Genomic DNA, 22,469 nt, shown 5'->3' on the forward strand with positions numbered 1-22,469 from the left:
CATGCTGCTCTACGCCCGTGAGCCCGTGGATACTCGGAGGGACGGATCCGGCTTCGCGTCCGTGGGACGCCAGTACAAGATCACCACCGGTGAACACGACTACTTCCTGAATCTACTGTTCTTCCACTCTTCCACCTCGGGTTGCGCCGATTCGTAGCCTTCGAACTCAAAGTCGGACAGACCGAACCCGAACACATCGGCAAGCTGAACTTCTACGTCAACGTCGTCGACGACCAACTCCGCAAACCCGACCACGGTGACGGCGCAACCATCGGTATCCTGCTCGCGGCAGCCCGAGACGACATCATCGTCGAATACGCCCTTCGAGGGATAGATTCACCGCTAGCAGTGAGCACGTACACCACACACCGGGCACTTCCCGACGACATCCGGCCTTCTTTACCCACCGCTGACGATCTCGTCCACGCACTCCGCGATGTGCCCAGCCGGTAGAGTTCGCCCTTCCGTACACGGCTGTGCTGCAACCCCATTCACCCCATTGAAAGCCAGCGGATGCGAGAAAGCTCGCATCCAGCACGGCAAGCAGCCTCGCGATCGTGACAGCTAAGGAAGATCCTCACCACCATTCGGCACGGTCGACGCCGTTCCCGAACAACCGACACCAAACCTGCCGCCACTGCAGCCCAACAGCACTCGCACTCCCAGACTTTCGGGAACACCCGCGCGACCCGGTTCGATGATTACACCTCCACCGCGACCCGAGGAGCCACCATGACCGTCACTCCGCTCGAGGTATTCCACCGTATCCGCCGTGCTGAGGAAGCAGATCGAGCCACGCGACCCGCACGCAGGCGCCACGGCATGAGCGATAGTCGCGGTGCAGGGCGGCGACGTCCCACCCATGCGCACCGAACTGGTCACCACAGCACTCGAGCAGGCAGTGGCGTTTCGTGCTGGAGATTGTGTAGGCACAGTCTTTCACTCGGATCACGGAAGTGATTACACCGCAGGGCTTTTGGAGAAACTGGTGCGCGTCACAGACCGCGCCGGTCGATGGGATTGACCGGAATATATTGGGATAATGCCCACTAGACGCGCGGATCTGTCGTGCAAGAACGCGACCGCTCAACGCGACTCGGCCCGGACATCCGAATGCTCATCGTTCGCCGGTGCATCGGGCCAGTCGAAGCAGGTGCCGCCGATGACGACCAATCGGCATCGCGCGAACCATGATCCAGGTGTGTCAGCTTCGCAGAGAGCAGCGAGGGCGCGACAGAACAAGCCCCTTACCGGTTGACATCTCTTACGTGAACAAGTTGGAGCACAGCAGATTTCGTCGACAAAGCCGGAGGAATTCGGTCATCCCGACAACCACGACAATCCGTCGGCAAGTTGTTCGACTACCTTGCTTCGTCTAGCCACATTCAGCGATCACCTCGCCGACCAGCCTGGCATTGAGATACCACGAATACCCTGATCGACAACCTCGAGCAACACGAAATCCGACTATCGGCTATCCGAGGAGCGTTTCGCCGATTCCTCATGCTCGATACGGCTCTCCATTCCACTCTGGGTCGCCGTCGCTGGCCGACGCTCGGAAAAGAGTGCCAGGCTAGCGCAGCACACCGAACTCCTGACAGCACTCTGCACAGCTGAGACTGGCGATGACGGTCAGGAGTAGATCACGCTTTAAGAGCAGGCTGGCATCCAGACTCGGCGGCACACCCCGTGCACGTTTCGTCTGCTCAGCAAATCCGCATCCGGAGGAAACACAGTCGGTGAACGACCACATACCTTTTAGTTGCTCGGCACCCGGGTTCCATAGGCAACGCAGTGTCGGCGTTGCCTATGGCGTTGCTGCAGAACATGTCCCGGTCCAGCGCGTGCATCCCGCGAGCGAAGGCCCACGGGATGCACGCATTCGTTTGGTGACCGGTCATTCATGTTGCGGTCACGACAGTTGGATTAGGCGATCTCGAACCGGTCGAGGCTCATCACCTTGTTCCATGCCGAGATAAAGTCCCGCACAAACTTCGCCTGCGCATCATCAGAGGCGTACACCTCGGCGAGAGCACGCAGTTCCGAGTTCGACCCGAACACGAGGTCCACGCGGGTTCCGGTCCACTTCACCTCACCGGTGACGCGGTCGCGGCCTTCATAGATTTCGGATCCTACGGACGTAGGCGCCCAGATTGTGCCCAGGTCGATCAGGTTCGCGAAAAAGTCGTTGGTCAGCGTTCCCGGATTCGAGGTGAAGACACCCTCGTTCGACTTGTTGAAGTTGGCGCCCAGAACGCGCAGCCCACCCACAAGAACCGCCAACTCGGGAGCACTCAAAGTCAGCAGATTCGCCTTGTCGACCAACAAGAATTCCGCCGGCAGATGACTGTCCTTGCCGAGGTAGTTGCGGAAACCATCCGCGCTCGGTTCGAGCGCAGCGAATGAATCCACATCAGTCTGCTCCTGCGTGGCGTCCGTGCGTCCGGGCGTGAAGGGCACCTCGACGTCATGTCCGGCGTTCTTCGCAGCCTGCTCGACAGCCGCAACGCCACCGAGCACCACTAAGTCGGCGAACGAAACCCTGGTGCTCCCGTTCTGGGCAGCGTTGAAGGTCTCCTGAATTCCCTCGAGGATCCCTACCACCTGCGCAAGCTCGTCCGGATTGTTGACATCCCAGCTAGCCTGCGGCTCGAGGCGGATCCGACCGCCATTGGCACCGCCACGCTTGTCGCTGCCACGGAACGACGACGCCGACGCCCACGCCGTCGAAACCAACTGACCGACGGTCAGTCCTGACTCGAGGATCTTGCTCTTCAGGTTCGCGATGTCGCCGGCGTCGATGAGCTCATGAGCGATCTCGGGGATCGGATCCTGCCAGAGCAAGGTCTCGTCCGGCACGAGCGGACCGAGGTAGCGGACGATCGGCCCCATGTCGCGGTGGGTCAGCTTGTACCAGGCCTTTGCAAACTCATCGGCGAGCTCGTCGAGGTTCTCCAGCCAGCGACGAGTGATCTTCTCGTAGGCCGGGTCGATCCGCAGCGCCAGGTCTGTCGTCAGCATCACCGGCACGTGTGTCTTGGACGAGTCGTGCGCGTCGGGGACCGTACCCGCACCGGCGCCGTCCTTCGGGATCCATTGCCACGCACCGGCGGGGCTCTTGGAAAGCTCCCACTCGTAGCCGTAGAGGGTTTCGAGGAAGCTATTGTCCCAAGTCCGCGGGGTGGGGGTCCAGGCACCTTCGAGACCACTAGTGATGGTGTCGCCACCCTTGCCGCTGCCGTACGAGCTCTTCCAGCCCAAACCCTGCTCCTCGAGCGGGGCGGCCTCGGGTTCTGGACCGACCAGATCGGCCGGACCTGCGCCGTGGGTCTTGCCGAAGGTGTGACCGCCGACGATCAGTGCCGCAGTTTCGATGTCGTTCATCGCCATCCGGCCGAACGTCTCACGGATATCTCGGGACGCTGCGACCGGATCGGGGTCTCCGTTCGGGCCTTCGGGGTTGACGTAGATCAGACCCATCTGGACTGCGCCGAGCGGCTTTTCGAGGTCGCGGTCACCGGTGTAGCGCTCGTCGCCTAGCCATGTGAGCTCAGGGCCCCAGTAGACGTCCTCTTCCGGTTCCCACTGGTCCACCCGGCCGGCGCCGAAGCCAAAAGTCTTGAAACCCATCGATTCTAGGGCGCAGTTGCCGGCGAAGACGATCAGGTCGGCCCACGAGATGGTCTTCCCGTACTTCTTCTTGACCGGCCACAGCAGGTGACGTGCCTTGTCGAGGTTGGCGTTGTCGGGCCAGCTGTTCAGCGGCGCAAAGCGCTGCATGCCGGCGCCGGCGCCCCCGCGGCCGTCGCTGATGCGGTACGTTCCCGCAGCGTGCCACGCCATCCGGACGAACAACGGACCGTAGTGGCCGTAGTCGGCGGGCCACCAGTCCTGCGAGGTCGTCATGACCTCCTCCACGTCCCGCTTCAGGGCCTCGAAGTCGAGACCCCTGAGTTCCTGGGTGTAGTCGAATCCCACGTCCATGGGATTACGGACGGCGGGATTCTTCTGCAGGATCTTGAGATTGAGCTGGTTCGGCCACCAGTCACGATTGCCACCGCCCTGTGTGGGGTGCTTGAGCCCCCCGTGCGCAACGGGGCAGCCGCCATTCGATGCAGGCTCGGTTTGCGCCTCGGCGATCGGCGGGTGCTCTTCTGTGAGGGTTTGAGTCTTGTCAGACACGGCTTTCCTTCCGCAAGGGGATAATTCGGGCTGTTGTTCGTTGAGGGTGCTAACTGCGCGGAGGTGAGTTTCTCGAGCAGTCGTAGCAGAGCCCCGAGGAGATGACCTCGGCTTCATCGACGAGGAATCCGTTGTCATGGGACAGGTTCAGGCAGGGTGTGCCACTTATCGCACAGTCGACGTCCACGACGGCTGCACAGGACCGACGCACCATGGTGTGGTTGTCGCCGAACCGCGACTCGTAGCACGCAACGGAACCGGCCGACTGAATCCGTCGCACCAATCCCCTAGCAGTCAAGACATGCAATATTCCGTACACCACCTGCTGGAAGACCCGGAAGCCCTGCGCTCACAGGAGATCCCGTCGACTTCGGCGTCCGCAAGCACAGCCTCCAGCACCACGACCTGTGGGCGCGCCAGCCGCAGCCAGTCCGTGTAATCCATCGTCGAGCGCACCTGAACACTATGAACCCTTTTTCTGGAACTAGTCAAGATAGGGAGTTGAGCGCTCAATATCATTGACGGACCGGTAATTTCGCAATCCTCGAAACACCTTCTTTCATTGCCATCAGCAATGACATGGCCGAGAAACGCCCCGATCCATGCTTCGGACAAGCCGTCACACTGGGCCGGGACCTGCAGTTCGCCGGCCGAACGGGTCACACAACCACACCCCGAAACAGTCCTGCACCAGATGTGAATGACCAATGGGGAAAACAAGTAAAGGTTCCCCGCGTCAAATCCCGGACTTGCCCCAGATCACTCGAAGGGACACCATTAAAGTGATCTAAATCATACAAATTTGTCGTCTCGTGAAGATTGCCGGCAGGCAAACTTTGACGCAGAATCGCCCTTCAATCGTCAGCTCCCAACCGACTGCCGGTCGGCAGCACGCCATTCGGCGTCGAGGTCACTACTGACTCGCACCCACCAGCATATGGCGGCAGCACGCTCATCTCGTGGCGCGACCGAAACCGTCCGGATCCACACCGATTTGGGTGCCGTGTTTCCACGAGTGAACATACGATAGTTTGCTGCCCGCCATGGACTGAGCACGACATTCGACAAAACTGTGCTGCGTCGCCGAGCGCCTACGAGACAATTACCGACATCGTCGCGGGGTCACCATCGCGTCCAAAGACTGGGATGATCATGACACTGGCACCCGTCGACGCAGGCTATTCTGCCAACGGAGTTCTCGAGCGATTCGGTAAATGATTTGCACCGACTGAGCACTGAGCGCTGAAGGACCGCCGTACACAATCCCGATCCTCCTTGACGGCACCACCGATGTGAAGCGGACCGCCGCGACGGACGCGGACAGGGTGCGCATGTCCAACGCCGACTCTGGAATCAGGGACACTCCGAGACCACCAACAACCCATTGGATCGCGGTTTCGACAGTGATCCCGCGAGCGTGTGCCATCGGTTCGAGAAGGCCAGTACGGGTGCCGTTCATCGACAGTTCGTTAGCGATATCACGGGTCTCGTCGATCCGCATGACTGTTCTCTCCTGCAAGATCGACAGCGATACTGATCGGTTTCCGGCCAGTGGGTCATCGTGAGGGACGAGCAGCAGGAAATCGTCCCGGTACAGATCAACCTCGACGAACCAGCTCGCCGGCACGCACGGCAGTGGCACGATGACGGCATCGAGGTCGCCTGCATGCAAGAGCCTGGTCAAATCTGGAGCCTGGTCCTCGATCGCGTGAAGTGCGATACCGGGATAGTTCGTACGGATGGTTGGGAGTACCGCCCTGATCACCCGCGGCGCGAGGGTCGGGACCACTCCCAGTCTGAACGAACCCAGTGTTTCGTCTGCTCCCGTGGCCGAAGCGACAAATCTGTCTGTGGCTTCGATTGTCTTCTTGGCCTGGGGCAGCATCTGCAACCCGATCTCGGATAATTCCACTCGTCGGCTGGTTCGGTGAATCAGCGTCGCTCCCACTGCTGCCTCCAGCGCAGCCAGCGATCTCGACAACGACGATTGTTTAATCCCCAACCGATCAGCCGCCACACCGAAATGCAATGTGTCCGCAATTACAACGAAACACCGGATCTGGGCCAACGTGTAGCGCGGGATGTATGACATGAATTCTCCGAACCTATCGGATGTAGCTCAGGGCGGTGTCCGCCGCTGCCCCTTACTTACCCCATACTTTGCGAGTGCGATCAAGTGTTGCGTCGGAGCACTGCGGGGAAGCCGATCACGACAGCCAGTGTAGCCTGCGCCAATGCCAACGCGATGGCCAGGCAGAACAGTAACTGAGGAGGCTGGCCCGGCAGAGGCCCAGTCACTAATGCCGCATCCCCGACGACAGCGAACGCGTACCCATCACTCGCTATGCTGGCATACCTCATCGATCAGGTATGCGCCGGATCGACGTGGCCAGCCGATATCACCAGCCACATTCAATCCAAACTCGGAGCGATGAATCGATCCGACACGGCGATGTGGTGCCGCCCGAATGCGCGGCCGGGGCGCTCTGGACCTAAACTTCCACACCACAACCAGGTGGCTCCGGGAGTGTGAATCGGGAGCATGAATACCGACGAAAACCATACCAAGAGAATGATTTACGTATCGGATCAGTAGTGACCACTCAGCCACGGTTAGGTGTGTGCCCCAACTGAGGGATATCGCCGACGCCGGCATTCGCGATGACACGGATTCCGTCCGCATCCTGACGAGTATCGGCGAAGTCGCCTCGACTGAGCTGTTCCAGCCCATCGGAAGGTTCGCACCGTCGGTGATCATGCCCAGAGTCGACAGCCGACTCAGACCTGCCGTCAACGCCTTGTCGTCCAGGTTGACGTGCGAGACCTTCAGCGGTTCGGCCACTTTCGGCACCTGCACAGCAGCCTCCGGACAGTCTTCCCTGTCGGCACAACTACCGTGACATGCGCCCTCACCAGCTCGCGACGTCCCAGCAACAGGCATCGGCACCTTCACCGTCACCACCAAACCCGCCATCTGGGCCATGCTCCGCAGCCACACCACCTACCAGGAACCCGACGCCGCCACACAGCCTGTCGTTGCCTGACAGCAGCATTGAGATTCCCAGTGCCCGCGGGCACCAGGATCGGTGGCGAATCGTCTCATACTCACCTCGACCCCGCGCTCAGCCCATGAGCAACAGCACATTCGTTGCAGCCATTCATGCGCAAGTGCACCGGCCGATTCGACAGCAGCGGCCTCGACCGTCGCAACTCGTCCGCGATCACGTCCAATCTCTGCTGGCACGTTCAGCCAGCCTCCGGATAAGTGCAGGAATGCAGCACCAAACAAACATCTTTCTGATGCTCACGCGGCGACGAGAAGGCTTGGCCGGCGAACCGTCCAGGTGGGCTGCTTTGCCGCGAGGCCAGTCAAAGGAATTTCCTACAGATTCGTACGGGGGCTAGCCGCCGTCGGCACTTTCAGAGGAGTGAGAAATTCTCCGAATTAGGTACGCCCAGTGCGTCATCCGGGGATCTTGTCGGCCTTCCCCCATCGCGACGTCAGGTGGTATACGACAAGCACGAAGAACACCGCCACACAGGCGATGGCGCCGATGGCCAGTGCCATGTTGATTCCGCCGGCGGTCGGATGCAGGTCCGTGCCCGGGTGCACTGCGAGCACCGCACCCGACACGGCACTACCGAACGCCCCGCCGACAGTACGCAGAACCTGATTGAAACTCACGGCGCTACCAAGTGCGATGTCGGCGACGCTCCTCGCGATGAGAGCAGGCATCGCCGCGTAGGTCATGCCCATCCCCACCCCGAATGCAAACATCCCGATCAGGATTTCCCACAGCTCGTCATGTGCGAGCCACATGATCAGACTCGCCGTGGTGACGAGACCCGCTCCCAAAAGGAGAAGCGTTCTCAAACGGATGCGGCGGGAGATCACACGTACAAGACGATTCGCAGCGAAGCTTCCCACCGACAGCGGGAGCATCACGAATCCCGCCCAGAACAACGGCAGCGCCAGTCCGTATCCGGTGGACACGGGCGACTGGGCGATAAAGCTGACAATGGAGAGGCCGACGTACATCGCGGCGCCGAGCCCGATCGCAGTACCGTTGGCTACCAACACGTCTGGGTTGCGCAATACCCGGAGATTGATCAGTGGATGCGAAACCCGCAGTTCCACTAGGCACCATACGGCTAAAACGACTATCGCCCCGACGAAGAACCCGAGCGTCCACGGGGACAGCCATCCCCAATGGGAGCCTTCGCTGATCGCCACCAGTAGTAAAGCGAGCCCTGCGCCGACCAGCAACGCGCCCGGCGCATCGAACGGGGCGCGCGGAGCTTGCTCGTCCGGGCCCTCGGGTACGAGACGCCAGACCACAGCGATTGCCGTGATCAAGAACAGTGCTGCGCACGAGAAAGCGAAACGGAAGCCGAACAGATGGGCGAGGATGCCGGTCAGCGGGTAGCCGACCCCTAGACCCGTCGCCACAGTAACGGACAGACTCGATATGCCGAGGCGTGCCTGATCTTCGGGAAGATAGCGACGGGCCATCGCGATCGTCACGGGAACGATCCCGTAGGTCAGTCCCTGCAACGCACGTCCTACCAAGAAGACAGTGAAATTAGGGGCCGTTGCCGCGACAATCGATCCGAGAAGGACCAATACCAAGGCCGTGAGCAGCAGACGTTTCTTGTGGGGGCCGTCGCTGAGCCGGCCCATGATCGGCGTCGAGATCGCGCCCACCAAAAGGTTGACGGTCAGCATCCATTGCCCGGTACTCACCTCGACGCCCAGTTCGTGGGAGATCGTCGGCACCAGCAGCATGCCCAGTGAACTCACGACAGCGGTTGTGAGAGCTGCGAAGATCAAAGCTGATAACAACTTTGGGTGAATCGGAGCCTTAGTCGACGTGAGCATCGTCCACCAGTTTCTGTAAGATCGGAATTACCGATTCGAGGGTCTTCTTCTCGTCCGAGGTCAGTCGTCGAGAGATCGCTGATGTCAGCCAGTCCGCGCCGCTGGAGCGCTCCGCAGCTAACCGGTCGCGACCCGCGTCGGTGAGTTCGATCCAGATTCGGCGTCGATCATTCTCATCGATAGTGCGTACAAGCAGTCCGAGATTCTCCATCTCTTGTACCGCTGCGGTGATCGCTTGCGGGCTGATCTTCTCGGCTGCGGCGAGAGTGGATGCGGTGGTGGCTCCATGCTTCGCCAGGTATCCAAGGATGCCGACTTTGCCGATGGAGATCGTCCTGTCGGCTGTGAGTCGTCGCCAGATCGGGTGCAGCGCTTCACGTAGCTCCTGTACAGGGAACTGCTCGTTGGTCATTAGCTAAACATACAACTTGATTGATCAATTTAGTTGATTAAATGAGGCGATTAGAATTGCTGAATGATAGCCGTTTGCGGATTCCTGCCCATGCGAAGACCTCAAGGTAATTGATCAGTAATATGTTCGAATGCTCCTTCCTTGCCAGGTCCGGGCACTGGTTCATCGGCTCGGAAGTCACGCCACTCCGAGGAGCCATCAAAAAAACTGCGTGCTTGCTTTGATCGGCGCTCCACTCGCACGGCCCCTCGGATCGAGCAACCAACGCCGATCCGACACAGGGTGCCCACCGAAATATGCGTGACGACACCGCGGTGAACCCTACCTACAAGGGAGAAACTATGAGTCCGAGGCCCACCTGGCTCGCCGCCCGATCCGCCGAACTGCGGTCTGTACTCCTCGATCTCGGGCTCACTATCACCGACGCCGAAGCCCGAAAGATCCTCGACGACAAACTTTCCGAGTACGCGACGCTGATGCGCGTCACCCGCCAGACCGCGAAGAGTGACTTCACCGACGGCCAACTCCTCGCGTTCGCTCAAACGCTCGCACTGTCCCTCTCCGACGAAGCACCCGGCGCCGACGTGATCGAATTCGAACGATGCCAGCGCATTCCGCGTCCCTGTCCCCCGCCCACTGCTCCTGCGTATCGCCCGATATCTCGACGACGCCGCAGCAGCAGTCACCGGCGGTGCGAACCTTCCTGACGGACTCGACGAAGCCAACCGGCGACATCTCGCCGACATTCTCGCCCAGGACGCCGACGGAATCCGTGCTCTGGCCAATACCGACGACGACGTCCCGGCATTGTGGCGCACCCCCAACCCGCGCTGACCACCATCGGACCCTCGGCAACCTTCCGCGAAGCCGATACCGGCGCTCCTACGCAACCACCGCGACCAGACCGAGTCAGCGCGGACGCCGCGCTCCGAAATCAGAGTGCCATTCCCACGTCCGGCAACCAGACGCCCGGATCAGCCGAAACCCGTGATAGGACTACTGCGTGCACACGACAATCGCCGCCGCGAACACTCACCAACGTCTGCTCCTCGCAGCCACACTGGTACTCGGCTTCCCGTCGCGCCTGAACATCATCGCCGCCACCCCCGCAGCCTCCCCCGATCCACATTTCGAGCAGTACCTCGCTGCCCGCAGGTGCGCCCGTATCTCATCCCGCGTACCGACCGGTCAGCAATGACGCGGTAACGTCCCTGATCGTAAAGCGCTACTTTCTGCCTCGGTTCCAGCCTCACCCCACGCCACCGGGCAGGCAGTCATTTCTTAACTCTGCCTGCATGATTGACACTCCAGGAGCCACCCGTGACCTCCCCCGCAGCGCGTCTAACCGCCAAACTGGAGCAACTACCCATCGGCGATGACGCCGCCATGTGTGGGCTCCTGCGCACAACCTTGCTCAACCACGCCCAGCACGAGCAGGACATCACCGAACCCGCCCTGCTCGGGCTCCTCGCCATCACCGGCGTCCTCGAAGAACGCATTACCCGACTCGAAACCACGATCCCCGCCCCACGCCATAACCCACCCGCGCGACGCAGCACCAGACGAAAACGCATGCACGGAGCCCAGTAGCACCCTTGCCGATCAATGGCGTTCGCGCCTGAGCGACGACGCCCCGCATCGACGGCAAGCGTTACCTCGATCTATGTACGTCCGTTGGACGCAGCACGTGAGGAAAGCGCAATCCCGGCGGCAGACAGTGCCATGGCGTCCTACGACGGACCTCTGTCGAATCTCCCTCTCCACCATCCAAATTCCTCCCCTTACCGGCCGGAGTCAGCACGCTCGGATTCGGTCTCCCTGCTGCAATCGGCGCCAAGATCGCGGCTCCGGATCGGCAAGTGGTAGCGATGCTCCGCGACGGCGGAGTGATGTTCACGATCGCCGAGTTGGCAGCAGCTGCCCAGGCAGCTCTCTCGATTCCGGTCATTGTTGTCGACAACGGCGGCTGCAGCGAAATTCGCAACGAGATGATCGACCGGAATGACGAAATTCATGCAGCCGAACTCGGTACACCAAACTTTCCGGCGCTGGCATCATCACTCGGTTGCCACGGCATTTCGCTGAATTTGATGTGCGACGTCGGTCCCGCCGTCACTGCAGCGTTCTCGTCAGACCGGCCGCCGCTGATACGTATTCGTGAAAGCAACAAGGAATAACGATGCTCTGGACACGCAATACCGTCCTGATCGACGGTAGATGGCATCGCAGCGATCAGGTCACCGGGGTGCCGAATCCCGCTACCGAAGAGATCATCGGCCATTTTGGAGCCTGTACAGCCCCACACATCGATGCCGCTGTTCGCTCGGCACATAGTTACGGAATCCTCCGGGGCGCAACACTTCGAACGAACGCGCCGATGCCCTGACGCACTGCACGAACAGCTGACAGCCGATCGCCAACTGTTGATCGACACTACTGTCGCCGAGGTCGGTGCGCCTCCGTGGCCGAGAAATCTGACGTCGACCTCGCCATCCAATTGATCGGATCCTTTGCACGACTCGCTCGCGAAGGAACCCCTCTCCTATACGGTCGGCAATTCAACCGTTGTGCGACGACCCGCCGGAGTGGTGGGTGCACTTACACCCTGGAACTACCCGCTCGTCGCGAAAGTCGGTGCAGCACTTGCTGCCGGTTGTACCGCGGTGATCAAACCGGCCGAACTGACACCGTTGACCACCTACCTGTTCTGTGATGCGCTACTGCGGACTGAATTGCCCCAGGAGTATTCAACCTCGTTCCCGGACCAGGTTCGGCGCTCGGACCGGCGATCACCGAACACCCCGATGTGAACGTAGTTTCGTTCACCGGTTCCACCACGGCAGGCAGGCAGGTGGGTCGTAGTGCTGGTGAACGGCTCAAGCGCTCTTGCCTCGAACTCTGTAGGAAGATCGGCCAGCATCATCCTTAACGACGCCGATCTCGAGGCTGCAGTATCCGCAAGTGTGGCATCAGCAATGCTCAACAGCGGTCAGACGTCCAGTACATGGACGCGACTTTTGGTCCCGCACAGTAGTTGCGAGAGTGCACTTGAGATCGCCGGTGTATGTGCTGGATCGATGGTCCTCGGCGATCCGCTCGATCGCCACACGCAGCTGGGGCTAGTCATCTCGGCTCGCCATCGCGCTTCGATAGGCGATGCCCTCGCTCGGGGCCCGCGGTTGATCACCGGTGGTAGCGAACGGATCAGCGAACGCGGGCATTTGTGAAGCCCACGGTTCTCAGCGACGTGGATCGAGCGGATCCAATTGTGCAAGAAGAGATATTCGGACCGGTACTGGTAGTGCTCCAGTACGAGGGCGACGACGACGCGGTCGCTGCAGCCAGTCACAGCATCTACGGACTCGCCGGTGCGGTCTGGGCCACTGATCGCGATCGCGCACTGGCTGTCTGAGCACGTTTGGACTCCAGCGAGGTTGACATCAACCTAACGTTCACCACAGCCACTGGCCGGCGCTGCGGGTTGCCCCGAAAGGCAAGTCTTGGAATGACTTTCATCTGCAGTCCGATCTTCGGTTTGCAGATTCTGGTTTACTCGAGACAGTCCGCAGTACTGGCGTCCCAGCCGCGGTGGTTCTTGTGCACATCTATCCGGTATTCGTGCTCGCGCTGGCATGGTTCGTCTCGCGCGAGCCGATCCGTGCTGATTCTCTATGTTCTGATGACTGTCGGAATCTTCGCAGTCGGAGCCTCTGGCCCCGGCATTTCCGCTCTGCGCCAGAGAACCGCTGCACCGGCGGGAGGTAGTCCTCACTGTCGGCGAGCGATCCTCACGCAGGACCGATCCAGTGGTGTCCAGGTCTATCACGACATGGTTCGGCCTAATTTCCATGACGGGACAACGACGGAGCGCATGTCGTTCCGAGGGGAATAGGGCCGTGGCATGCGCCGATGCTCGATCGTACTCTGGTGTCCCGCACCGGAAATCCGCCCTACCACCCGTCAACCCGACTTCGGACGGATTTCCGGCGCGAGCACCGGATCTAATGAATCGCGCTCGGAAATCAGCCTGCCCGAACCCCCAGACGTAGCTGCGCGGCCCCGCAATGCCATGCCCCGCCGGTCGCTTCCATTAGGAAGCAAGGCGAGGACGGGCATAATCCGAGTAGTTTCGACTAGAAGAACTCACTGAGAAACGCGTATTCCGTGTTCACGCGCGGACCAGGCGTGAATCGGAGTGGCAGGCTCACCCAGCCGTTACCGCCGGCTCGATCCGGTTCGCGCTGGATATTTTCCTGGTCGACCGTAAAGTCCGGCATACGCTTGAGCGTCTGTCGAAGCGTCTCCTGAAATACCAACCGTGCCAAATTGGAGCCCAAGCAACGATGGATTCCCGTACCCCAGCCGAAATGTCGATTCGGGAAGCGATCCAGCTGAACGTCATCCGGCGCATCGAACACCTCCGGGTCACGATTCGCCGCGCCGAAAATGAACAACATCCGGTCACCCGCCGAAATCTGCTGGCCCTCGATCTCGACATCTCGGACCACTGTTCTTGCAAGCGTATTGACGGGACTCGACCACCGGACGAATTCCTCGGTCGCGATGCGCAGGAATTGGTCGTCATCGATGAGCTGCTGGTGTTGCTCCCGATGTTGATCAAGGTAGTAGATTGACCACGAGAGCAGTGCCGAGGTGGTGTTAAACCCGCCGACAAGAAGCTGCCAGATCATGTCGACAACTGTTTCGTCGGAAAGTGCTTCGCCATTGGGACGAGCCGCAATCAGTTCGTCGACGAGGCCTGTCCCCGGTGTGATCCGTCGCGCCGCCACGGTCTCGGCGAGGAGCGGATAGATCCGTTCACTGATTTCGACGCCTTTCGTCGAAACGTCATCGACCGAATTCCGGCGAATTGGCCCGGCGTAGGTGTCCCAGTCACTGAGCGGGAGCCCGAGAATGTCGAGTGTGATGAGAGCGGTGACCGGACTCGCGATATCTGCGGCGAAGTCAGTTGAGCCTGTTTCGATCACGCTGTTAACTGTTTCCGTCGCGAAGGCCTCGATCTTAGCTCTCCGCCGCTCAATTGCGGCGGGCGCAAACGACGGACTCACCAAACTACGGTACATATTCCACTCAGGTGGGTCCGTCTCGTCGGGAATCATCCGAGAGCCTGGGAAGGGCGGAATGACTACTCCGCCAACCGCGTTTCCGTCTGCGTCGAACTTCTCCGATGAGCAGAGCGTACGGTCTTGCAACGTTTCCTGAAAAGCAGCGTAGCTGGTTACGGCCCAGAAACCGCCGTGGCGCTCTGTCCATGCCACAGGACATTTCTGCCGCATGTCATGCTCAACCTCGTGAGGATTCTTCGCGTACTCAGGTGAATAGTGGTCGAAATCGCTATCGACCCGCATTTCCTCGCGACTCTCTGTGTTCATCAGTCCTCGATCCTAATTGCCCGCTCAGGGCAGGTGGCGACAGCTGTCCGTACTTCCGACGCGAACTCGCTGACAACGCTCTGATCCGGCACGCTGGAATGCCCGTCAATATCATCAAGTTCGAACACATTCGGAGCGGCGAGCGCGCAGAGGGTATGCCCCTGGCATCGGTCCGCATCAACTTCCACTCGCATAAGGTTTCGGTCCTTTCGTTTTGAATCTGACACACACCCGGGTGACTCCGCGTGGAGTCACGGGCACATATCTTGTGGTCACACCTGGGCATGTTGCCGTTGGTGGTATAACTTCTCGCCCTGACGAAAGTTATTGTCCTGCAGTCACTTCGCAGAACCTCATCGCTGGAAGAGCGTCGCCTTCTGGTATTTGTGATTCTCGTTCGCGACAGACCAACGAGAATGGATCGTCGACACGCGACCGAGTTCTCTCACCACGGCGCGATGGCCGGCCAGCCGATCGTCTTGGACTCGAGGTACTCACGGAAGCCGAACTCGCCGAACTCACGACCGATCCCGCTCTCCTTGAACCCGCCGTAAGGACCGAACGGGGTCGCGCCGCCCATCCCCCCGTTCACCTGGACAAGCCCGGCCCTCATCTGCCTGGCAATGTCGTAGGCCTTCCGGGCGTCTCGCGACCAGACACCGGCGCCGAGGCCGAACTTCGTGTCGTTGGCCAGCGTTACCGCTTGTTCCGCGCCGTCGAACGGGATCACGACCCCGACCGGGCCGAAGATCTCCTCCTGCGAGATCTTCATGTCATTCGAACAGCCTGTGAACAGGGTCGGCTCCACGTAGAATCCGCGCGACAGCCCAGCTGGTACGCCGCCGCCGAACGCGATGTCGCCGCCCTGCTCTCGGCCCGAGTCCAGATAGCCGAGCACCCTGGTCCGCTGCATATCGCTGATCAGCGGGCCCATCGTGGTGTCGGGGTCGGCAGGATCTCCCAGCCGCATCTCGCGGAGCAGCTTGACTACCCGCTCGACCAAGTCGTCGTGCACCGCCTTCTCGACTAGGGTGCGGGTGTGCAGGATGCAAGCCTGCCCGCTGTGCAGCGTCATGTTCGACACCACCGCCCGCGCCGCAGCATCCAGGTCAGCATCCGCGAAAACGATACTCGCCGACTTTCCGCCGAGTTCGAGAACGACGCGTTTGAGGGTCTCCGCGCCCAGCCGGACAATCAGCTTCCCGACGGCCCCAGACCCAGTAAAGCTGACGAGGTCGACACCGGGATTGACGGTGAGCTCTCGGCCAGCCTCCGGACCGCCGGCCACAACGTTGAGTACGCCGTCGGGCAGCCCGGCCTCTGCCGCGATCTCGCCCAGAATCAGACCGCTCAGCGGAGTCAGCTCCGAGGGCTTCAGCACCGCAGTGCACCCGGCGCCGAGCGCAGGCCCGATCTTCATCAGGTTCAGGTGGAACGGAAAATTGAAGGCGGTGATGAGGGTCGCCACACCGGCCGGGTCGTCCATCACAACGCCCTGGCCAATCCCCTTGCCGACAACCGGCGGAATCCCTCGCACCACCTGGTGACCAGAAACGACGCGCTCCGCCAAATCGACGAAATGGTCGAAGCAGGTCTGCCAGTGCAGCGACTCCACGACCCTCCGCGGTGACCCCGCCTCAGCCACCAGAAGATCAAGGATCTCGGCCTTACGGGCCTCCATTCGCTCAGCCATGCGCAGGAGCAGCTTGGCCCGCTCGCGGGGTTGCATGCGCGGCCACGGACCGTGGTCAAAAGCCTTGCGCGCCGCCGTGACTGCTCGGCCGGCATCAGCGGCGGATGCCTCCGGGACGACTGCGATAACCTCTTCCGTCGCGGGATTGAGTACCTCGATCTCCCCGGACGGGTTCATCGGGTCGACCCAGTCACCACCGATGAAGAACCTGTTGGTATTGGTGAATGTTGTCGTCATTTCCGCTTCCTCACAGACGTATAACTACAGAAACCACGAACCCGCAGTCTGGTCTGACAGGTATACGAACTCATCATGGCAATCATCGGATGTTCCTCCTGGACACAGGCGAAAGCCTCCTGGTGGCTTCACTCGCCCAATCCGTCGGTAGCGCTCGATCGCAATGCCGAACGGTCCTTACTCAGGTAACTTGCTGCCGCTCAAGGCGTTTGGGCTACAAAATGCCCTGGAGCGACCTCGTCGTGAACCACATGCTCGGGCGCAGTGCCCTTGGCCCACACTGGACTGGGTACTTCTCCTCCCTGCAGCTTGTGTGCTCGGCGCCGATGCGGATCGGCAATCGGAGCAGCGTCGAGCAGCTTGCGAGTGTAGGGGTGGCGCGGATCACTGAATACCTGGTCACGACTGCCGAGCTCAACGACCTGACCCAGGTACATCACCGCGACCCGATGGCTGATCTGTTCAACGATTGCCAAGTCGTGGCTGATGAACAGGTAACTAAGCCCGAGACGATCCTGCAGGTCGACCATGAGGTCGAGAACGCTTGCCTGGACGGACACATCGAGGGCGGAAACCGCCTCATCAGCAACGATAAGCTGAGGCTCGAGGGCAAGGGCTCGAGCGATGCAGACGCGCTGGCGCTGCCCCCCCGAGAACTGGTGTGGGTAGTTTTCCCTGTGTTCGGGTGTCAGGCGCACGAGCTCGAACAGCGACCGCACCTTTTCCGCGCGACTCTCGGCGGTACCGACTTTGTGGATACGGAGTGGATCCTCTACCGCGTCCCCTGCTCTACGGCGCGGATCGAGACTCGAGAACGGATCTTGGAAGACCATCTGCATCTTGCGCCGATGCGGACGCAGGCGACTCTGAGACAGCGACGAGATGTCGGTACCGTCGACCTCAATGCTGCCGCTTGTGGGCCGATCGAGACGCATTATCAGGTTGGCGAGAGTCGATTTTCCACATCCACTCTCTCCAACCACAGCGAGCGTTTCCTTGCGGTTGATCGTCAGCGAGACGTTTTCAACCGCGTGCACGCGGGCACCTTGAGCGTGGGGGAACTGTTTCGTTAGACCTCGAACTTCGACGAGAGCATTCATTGTGGAGTCACCATCGTAGACGGAACGGAGCCGATAGCGCTGTGCGCGCCGAGACGTGGAACGGCATTGAGCAAGGCCCGCGTGTAAGGGTGTTGGGGTGCCTCGAACAGTTCGAACACCCCGGCCTTCTCGACAATGCGCGAATTCTGCATGACGATAACCTGATCCGCGATTTCAGCCACCACAGCCATGTCATGCGTGATGAACAGGACTGCAGTACCAAGCTCCGCCTGGACATGTTTGATCAGGGCTAGAACCTGCGCTTGAATTGTGACGTCCAAGGCGGTGGTCGGCTCATCTGCAATGAGCAACTGCGGATCACAGGCAAGTGCCATTGCAATCATGGCGCGTTGACGCATTCCCCCGGAAAGCTCATGAGGGTACTGGTCGTAGCGGCGAACAGCGTCCGGAATACGCACAAGGTCGAACAGCTCGAGCACCCGCATTCTGGCAGCCTTACGGTCCTGTCCCCGGTGAACCTGGATCGTCTCTGAAGCTTGATTGCCAATGGTGAAAAGCGGATTCAGCGCAGATAGCGGTTCTTGGAAGATCATCGCGACCTGGTTTCCTCGAATCCTGCGCATAACCCGTTCCGGCGCTGTTGCCAGGTCGATCGATGGTGAGCCACCCGTCGATCCAGCGAGCATGATCTCGCCCGACGTGACTTTACCGATGCTGGTGAGCCCGACGAGCCCCATCACGGCCAGCGCAGTGACCGACTTTCCGGAACCTGACTCGCCGACGAGAGCCACCGTTTCACCATCAGCGACGTCGAAGGAGACGTCGTCGACTGCAGTGAAACCAGCAAACCGGACGGTTAGGTTGCGAACTGAGAGCAAGCTCATCGCCGCTCCTTAAGTTTCGGATTCCACGCGTCTTGCAACCCGTCACCGACCAAGCTGACACTGAGGACTGTCAAGAAAATAGCCAAACCGGGGAAAGTGATCGTCCACCAGGCCACCGTCAGATACGGTCGACTATTTCCGATCATCATTCCCCAGGTGAATACATTAGGGTTGGCGAGCCCGAGAAAACTCAACGCCGCCTGCAGGAGGATCGCAACACCAACGATCATCGTCGCATTAATCATCAAGGTGGGCAGCGCATTCGGAAGAACGGTGCGAAGGATGATTCGCAGATCGCTGGCACCGAGGCTGCGCTGTGCCCGGATGAACTCGAAGTTCTTCAGCCGAAGGAATTCACTGCGCGCGAGCCGAGCAGTGCCCGTCCACAGCACACACGCCATTACAATCGCCACGACAACATTGGACGACCCGTAAAGGGTCAGGACAACCATCGCGAACAACGTCGCCGGAATTACCTGGAACAACTCTGTGAAGCTCATCAGAGCCGAGTCGACCCGGCCGCCGACATAGCCGGCAACCGCGCCGATCCCCACGCCGATCAGTAGAGTCATCACCGCTGCAAATAGTCCGACGAGCAACGTCGTCATGCCACCGTGAATGATGCCGGCGAGGCCGTCCCGGCCAAGATAGTCCGTGCCGAGTGGAGCACCCGGTGAGCCTGGCGGCTGAAACCGTGCACCCACTGACTCGAATGGATCCTGGGGATAGACGAACGGCCCGACGAGCGTCATAAGCACAATGAAGGTCAGTACAATCAGTCCGAACATTGCTGCACGGTTGCGGCGGAAGAGCGCCCATGCCGTGGTTGGCTTGCCTGTCTCAAGCGCTTTTTCTTGCGGGGGTTCGGGATTCGGCGGCAGCGGCAGTGTTGCCTGCGTGCTTGCGCTCTGAGTCACTTTGTCCTCCGGATTCGGATTCTCGGGTCGATGATCCGATATATGAGATCGGTCATGATGTTGGCCACCAACACGAATGCTGCTGAAAGCAGCAGAATGCCAAGAAGAAGCGGAGTGTCGCGCTGTTGGATGGATTGGTAGGCCAGACCGCCCAAACCAGGCCAGTTGAACACGACCTCCACCACTACCGCGCCGGATAGTAGATGACCGAATTGGGTGCCTACGACCGTCACGATTGGGATAAGCGCGTTGCGCAGCGCGTGCTTATACACGACAATCCTGGGTGCGAGGCCTTTTGCATGTGCTGTGCGCACGTAGTCGGATCCGAGGACTTCCAGCATGCTTGCCCTCGACAATCGGCTGTACTGAGCGAGATAGATCACGCCCAGGGTGAAAGCGGGCAACACCAGGTGCCACAGCGTATCGGCTGCCTGCTCGAAGAACCCGCTACCAACCATCGTCGAATTCATGCCTCCGATCGGAAAAATCGGAAACGTCACCGCGAACAGGATGATCAACATGAGACCGATCCAGAAGGACGGCATCGCAAATCCCACGATTGATACCACAGTCACCACATGCGAGATGAGCTTGCGCGGGCGCCGGGCGGTGAAGACACCCAGCAACGTACCGGCTACTACAGCAGCCACGAGCGCCACCCCCGACAGCAGCAAAGTCGGCCCGATCCGCGGTGCAATCGCGCTCCACACCGGCTCATTGAGCACGAACGACTGCCCGAAATCACCGTGCAGTATACGGCTGGCATAGGTGCCGATCTGTACGATCAACGGCCGGTCTAGGCCGTACTCAGCCCGAATCGCTTCCGCGGTCGCGGCGTCACGAACACCTGCATCCCCGCCGATCGCCGCCGTCGGATCGCCCGGAGCGAGCGAAAGCAGCAAAAATGTCACAACGATGACAGCCAGCATCAACGATGCGGCTCGTACGACCCGCCCAAGTACGATGCGTAACAGGTTCCCTACGCGGCCGACAGTCGCTGACTGCAAGATCCCCGTGCGACCACCAGCGGTCGCGGACAGTAGTGTCATGGGGCGGTCACCCAGACATCCTTGTAAGGTGCCAGCCCCTCCCAAACACCAAGGTTGGGGTTACGGACCACGGCCGGGATGTAAGCGTTGCGCGGTCGGTACTGCGCGTAAGGGATGACGGGCAAGTCATCGGAGACTATCTTCTGGAATTTGGCGTAAATCTCCTTGCGCTGCGCCAGATCCATTTCCTGGCTCGCCTGCACAAGCAGCTCGTCAACCTCCGGGCTCCGGTAACGGGAGACGTTCCCAGGGTAGCTTTCCCCGATTCCTGCGCTCTCGTAAAGCGAGTGAACACCGACCACTGGGTCCCCGTAACCCAGGTTCAGGAGCAGGTACATGTCGAAATCACCGGAAACGACACGCGGGGCGACTGCGGCGAGGTCGGGAGACGCGATGACGGTAGCCGTGATGCCTACGTCCTTGAGCGCTTCCTTCATGTACTCCGCCATGCTCCCACAGAACTCTCGAACGGACGGAAGGTAGTCGATTCGGATTGAGAAACCGTTCGGGTAGCCGGCAGCTGCCAGTAATTCCTTTGCCTTGGCGACGTCATACGGATACTTCGTGACGTTATCGGAGTGGAACTGGTCGATCGGCGCGAGAACGCTGTCGGCATTGGCCGCTTCTCCGCCCAGTACCTGTTCCAGGATGTAACGCCGGTCCATCGCGTGCGCGATGGCCTGACGGACCTGCGGATTCTTCAAATACTGGTTCTCCATGTTGACAGCGACGACGCCGACGCCGGAGATCGCCTGCATGCCCTTATCTGCGACTTCAATTGTCGGCTGAGCCCGCAACTGCTGCAGCGACACCGAGTCGGCGGTCCGCAAGCTGTGGATCTCGCCCTGCTGCAGCTGTAGGAGGATCGTGGTGCCGCTCGGATCAGGCCGGTAGACGACTTCGTCAACGAAGGGGCGGTCCGGCAGGAAGAAATTGTCGTACCTCGCCATGCGGATCTCGGTCCGAGGTTCAAACGTGGTCAGCCGGAAGGGCCCCGACCCGATTACATCCTGGGTATTGCGGGGATGGTTTCGCAGATCCTGTCCGTCTCCGTAGATGTGCTTCGGCAGGATAGGCGCAGTTGCGGGAGTGAGGCAGGCCAGCAACGCCGCATTCGGAACGGAGAGCCGAATGATCACCGTGGTCGCATCCGGCGCTTCGACGTCGGTCACCGTCTCGAACATGGATTTATAGCTGTTGTATTTCTTGGAAGCCAAGATGGAGAACGCAACGTCCTCCGAAGTGACCGGCTTGCCATCGTGGAAGGTCGCGCCGCTACGGATCTTGAAGGTCAGCGATCGGTAGTCCGGGCTGAACTCCCACGACTCGGCCAAATACGGTTGAGGGCTGAAATCGTCACCGGTGAGCACGAGTCCGGCGAATATCTGAGCGCCGACTATCATAGGACCGGAACCACCGCCAATGGCCGGGTTCGCGTGCGCGACCACCTGAGTAGTGCCAACGATGAAAGTGCCCCCAGGCTGTGGGGGTCCGTCGGCGGTAGCGCCGTCGACGCTAGCGCCGCCGCTACCGCAGCCAGCAAGAGCGACAGCCACACCCGCGGCGCCGAGGCCGAAGATAAAGTTGCGCCGTGACACCGAACTCACCAGGGGGGCAAGCTCGGACGGCATGTGATCGGTCATGGAAATCCCTTTCTCAGCGCACCGCCGAAGGCCGGCAGTACGTCGTGACATCGTTGTCGAGGGCATGCAACGACCTAGCTCAGCTCACCGCCGAGGGCCGGCAGTGACGTCGTGACATC

At 60.4% G+C, this 22,469-nt stretch carries 19 protein-coding genes and 3 pseudogenes; 10 read left to right on the plus strand and 12 right to left on the minus strand.

Annotated features, from left to right (window positions below; genetic code table 11):
• Positions 1 to 141 precede the first annotated feature (141 nt).
• Entirely contained in the window at positions 142 to 453 is a 312-nt protein-coding gene (locus tag EEB13_RS03180; protein ID WP_222839782.1) for a PDDEXK nuclease domain-containing protein, read from the plus strand.
• A 1,473-nt stretch (positions 454 to 1,926) separates the two neighbouring features.
• On the opposite strand, the gene katG is transcribed toward EEB13_RS03180, so the two are convergent.
• Together katG and EEB13_RS03200 are read right to left on the minus strand one after the other, a co-directional pair.
• A complete protein-coding gene (gene katG, locus EEB13_RS03190; RefSeq protein ID WP_261984434.1) occupies positions 1,927 to 4,182 on the minus strand; it encodes a catalase/peroxidase HPI in 2,256 nt (751 codons plus the stop codon).
• A gap of 1,150 nt (positions 4,183 to 5,332) precedes the next feature.
• On the minus strand, positions 5,333 to 6,274 hold the full coding sequence (locus EEB13_RS03200) for a LysR family transcriptional regulator (RefSeq protein ID WP_141484576.1): 942 nt from the start codon (positions 6,272 to 6,274) through the stop codon (positions 5,333 to 5,335).
• Positions 6,275 to 6,803: 529 nt separating this feature from the next.
• On the opposite strand from EEB13_RS03200, the gene EEB13_RS03205 reads away from it, so the two are divergent.
• Positions 6,804 to 7,082, plus strand: coding sequence for a hypothetical protein (locus tag EEB13_RS03205; protein ID WP_141484577.1), 279 nt, complete (start codon positions 6,804 to 6,806; stop codon positions 7,080 to 7,082).
• Between the two features lie 563 nt (positions 7,083 to 7,645).
• Here the strand turns inward: EEB13_RS03205 and EEB13_RS03210 are convergent.
• On the minus strand, positions 7,646 to 9,061 hold the full coding sequence (locus EEB13_RS03210; RefSeq protein ID WP_141484578.1) for an MFS transporter: 1,416 nt from the start codon (positions 9,059 to 9,061) through the stop codon (positions 7,646 to 7,648).
• Positions 9,045 to 9,473, minus strand: a complete 429-nt coding sequence (locus EEB13_RS03215) for a MarR family winged helix-turn-helix transcriptional regulator (protein ID WP_141484579.1) — start codon at positions 9,471 to 9,473, stop codon at positions 9,045 to 9,047. Before EEB13_RS03215 ends, EEB13_RS03210 begins: the two co-directional genes overlap by 17 nt.
• Positions 9,474 to 9,814: 341 nt before the next feature.
• On the opposite strand from EEB13_RS03215, the gene EEB13_RS03220 reads away from it, so the two are divergent.
• The 8 genes and pseudogenes from EEB13_RS03220 to EEB13_RS32380 form a co-directional block, all read left to right on the plus strand.
• A complete protein-coding gene (locus tag EEB13_RS03220; RefSeq protein WP_261984435.1) occupies positions 9,815 to 10,180 on the plus strand; it encodes a hypothetical protein in 366 nt (121 codons plus the stop codon).
• Positions 10,181 to 10,476: 296 nt separating this feature from the next.
• Positions 10,477 to 10,671 (plus strand): hypothetical protein, encoded by a 195-nt coding sequence (locus EEB13_RS03225; RefSeq protein ID WP_141484580.1) that lies wholly within the window; start codon positions 10,477 to 10,479, stop codon positions 10,669 to 10,671.
• Positions 10,672 to 10,793: 122 nt separating this feature from the next.
• Positions 10,794 to 11,063 carry a hypothetical protein gene (locus EEB13_RS03230; RefSeq protein ID WP_141484581.1) on the plus strand — a complete coding sequence of 90 codons (270 nt, stop codon included), beginning with the start codon at positions 10,794 to 10,796 and terminating at the stop codon, positions 11,061 to 11,063.
• 179 nt (positions 11,064 to 11,242) lie between these two features.
• Positions 11,243 to 11,650, plus strand: a pseudogene (locus tag EEB13_RS03235) (thiamine pyrophosphate-dependent enzyme); the annotation flags it as partial.
• 2 nt (positions 11,651 to 11,652) lie between these two features.
• Positions 11,653 to 11,859 carry a hypothetical protein gene (locus EEB13_RS03240; protein ID WP_141484583.1) on the plus strand — a complete coding sequence of 69 codons (207 nt, stop codon included), beginning with the start codon at positions 11,653 to 11,655 and terminating at the stop codon, positions 11,857 to 11,859.
• Between the two features lie 202 nt (positions 11,860 to 12,061).
• Positions 12,062 to 12,402 (plus strand): annotated as a pseudogene (locus EEB13_RS03245) (aldehyde dehydrogenase family protein).
• Positions 12,341 to 12,700: an aldehyde dehydrogenase family protein gene (locus EEB13_RS32375; RefSeq protein WP_187328481.1), complete on the plus strand. Its 360-nt coding sequence runs from the start codon at positions 12,341 to 12,343 to the stop codon at positions 12,698 to 12,700. Before EEB13_RS03245 ends, EEB13_RS32375 begins: the two are co-directional and overlap by 62 nt.
• Positions 12,688 to 12,885, plus strand: a pseudogene (locus tag EEB13_RS32380) (aldehyde dehydrogenase family protein); the annotation flags it as partial. The gene EEB13_RS32375 and the pseudogene EEB13_RS32380, both read left to right, overlap by 13 nt.
• Before the next feature lie 721 nt (positions 12,886 to 13,606).
• Here EEB13_RS32380 and EEB13_RS03265 read toward each other — a convergent pair.
• From EEB13_RS03265 to EEB13_RS03300, 8 genes are all read right to left on the minus strand, one after another.
• Positions 13,607 to 14,461 carry a cytochrome P450 gene (locus EEB13_RS03265; protein ID WP_187328482.1) on the minus strand — a complete coding sequence of 285 codons (855 nt, stop codon included), beginning with the start codon at positions 14,459 to 14,461 and terminating at the stop codon, positions 13,607 to 13,609.
• Positions 14,462 to 14,865: 404 nt separating this feature from the next.
• Entirely contained in the window at positions 14,866 to 15,060 is a 195-nt protein-coding gene (locus EEB13_RS03270) for a ferredoxin (protein ID WP_141484588.1), read from the minus strand.
• A gap of 251 nt (positions 15,061 to 15,311) precedes the next feature.
• A complete protein-coding gene (locus EEB13_RS03275) occupies positions 15,312 to 16,796 on the minus strand; it encodes an aldehyde dehydrogenase family protein (protein WP_141484589.1) in 1,485 nt (494 codons plus the stop codon).
• 200 nt (positions 16,797 to 16,996) lie between these two features.
• Complete coding sequence (locus EEB13_RS32385; RefSeq protein ID WP_141484590.1) at positions 16,997 to 17,896, minus strand: ABC transporter ATP-binding protein; 900 nt, start codon at positions 17,894 to 17,896, stop codon at positions 16,997 to 16,999.
• Positions 17,893 to 18,741 (minus strand): ABC transporter ATP-binding protein, encoded by an 849-nt coding sequence (locus EEB13_RS31780; protein ID WP_141484591.1) that lies wholly within the window; start codon positions 18,739 to 18,741, stop codon positions 17,893 to 17,895. The genes EEB13_RS32385 and EEB13_RS31780 overlap by 4 nt, the downstream gene beginning before the upstream one ends.
• The gene (locus EEB13_RS03290; protein WP_222839784.1) at positions 18,738 to 19,658 is read right to left on the minus strand and encodes an ABC transporter permease; all 921 of its coding nucleotides are present in this window, start codon (positions 19,656 to 19,658) and stop codon (positions 18,738 to 18,740) included. Before EEB13_RS03290 ends, EEB13_RS31780 begins: the two co-directional genes overlap by 4 nt.
• Positions 19,655 to 20,707, minus strand: coding sequence for an ABC transporter permease (locus EEB13_RS03295; protein ID WP_141484592.1), 1,053 nt, complete (start codon positions 20,705 to 20,707; stop codon positions 19,655 to 19,657). The genes EEB13_RS03290 and EEB13_RS03295 overlap by 4 nt, the downstream gene beginning before the upstream one ends.
• Positions 20,704 to 22,350, minus strand: a complete 1,647-nt coding sequence (locus EEB13_RS03300; RefSeq protein WP_187328551.1) for an ABC transporter substrate-binding protein — start codon at positions 22,348 to 22,350, stop codon at positions 20,704 to 20,706. The genes EEB13_RS03295 and EEB13_RS03300 overlap by 4 nt, the downstream gene beginning before the upstream one ends.
• Positions 22,351 to 22,469: the final 119 nt, after the last annotated feature.

It is taken from the genome of Rhodococcus sp. WS3, from assembly GCF_003797085.1.
GTDB lineage: Bacteria > Actinomycetota > Actinomycetes > Mycobacteriales > Mycobacteriaceae > Rhodococcus_F > Rhodococcus_F globerula.

Excerpts from the sequence above, each read along its gene's own strand:
- EEB13_RS03200 (WP_141484576.1), bottom strand. The coding sequence starts at position 6,274 with ATGTCATACATCCCGCGCTACACGTTGGCCCAGATCCGGTGTTTCGTT.
- EEB13_RS03210 (WP_141484578.1), bottom strand. The coding sequence starts at position 9,061 with ATGCTCACGTCGACTAAGGCTCCGATTCACCCAAAGTTGTTATCAGCT.
- EEB13_RS03215 (WP_141484579.1), bottom strand. The coding sequence starts at position 9,473 with ATGACCAACGAGCAGTTCCCTGTACAGGAGCTACGTGAAGCGCTGCAC.
- EEB13_RS03220 (WP_261984435.1), top strand. The coding sequence starts at position 9,815 with ATGAGTCCGAGGCCCACCTGGCTCGCCGCCCGATCCGCCGAACTGCGG.
- EEB13_RS03240 (WP_141484583.1), top strand. The coding sequence starts at position 11,653 with ATGCTCTGGACACGCAATACCGTCCTGATCGACGGTAGATGGCATCGC.
- EEB13_RS03270 (WP_141484588.1), bottom strand. The coding sequence starts at position 15,060 with ATGCGAGTGGAAGTTGATGCGGACCGATGCCAGGGGCATACCCTCTGC.
- EEB13_RS03275 (WP_141484589.1), bottom strand. The coding sequence starts at position 16,796 with ATGACGACAACATTCACCAATACCAACAGGTTCTTCATCGGTGGTGAC.
- EEB13_RS32385 (WP_141484590.1), bottom strand. The coding sequence starts at position 17,896 with ATGAATGCTCTCGTCGAAGTTCGAGGTCTAACGAAACAGTTCCCCCAC.
- EEB13_RS31780 (WP_141484591.1), bottom strand. The coding sequence starts at position 18,741 with ATGAGCTTGCTCTCAGTTCGCAACCTAACCGTCCGGTTTGCTGGTTTC.
- EEB13_RS03295 (WP_141484592.1), bottom strand. The coding sequence starts at position 20,707 with ATGACACTACTGTCCGCGACCGCTGGTGGTCGCACGGGGATCTTGCAG.
- EEB13_RS03300 (WP_187328551.1), bottom strand. The coding sequence starts at position 22,350 with ATGACCGATCACATGCCGTCCGAGCTTGCCCCCCTGGTGAGTTCGGTG.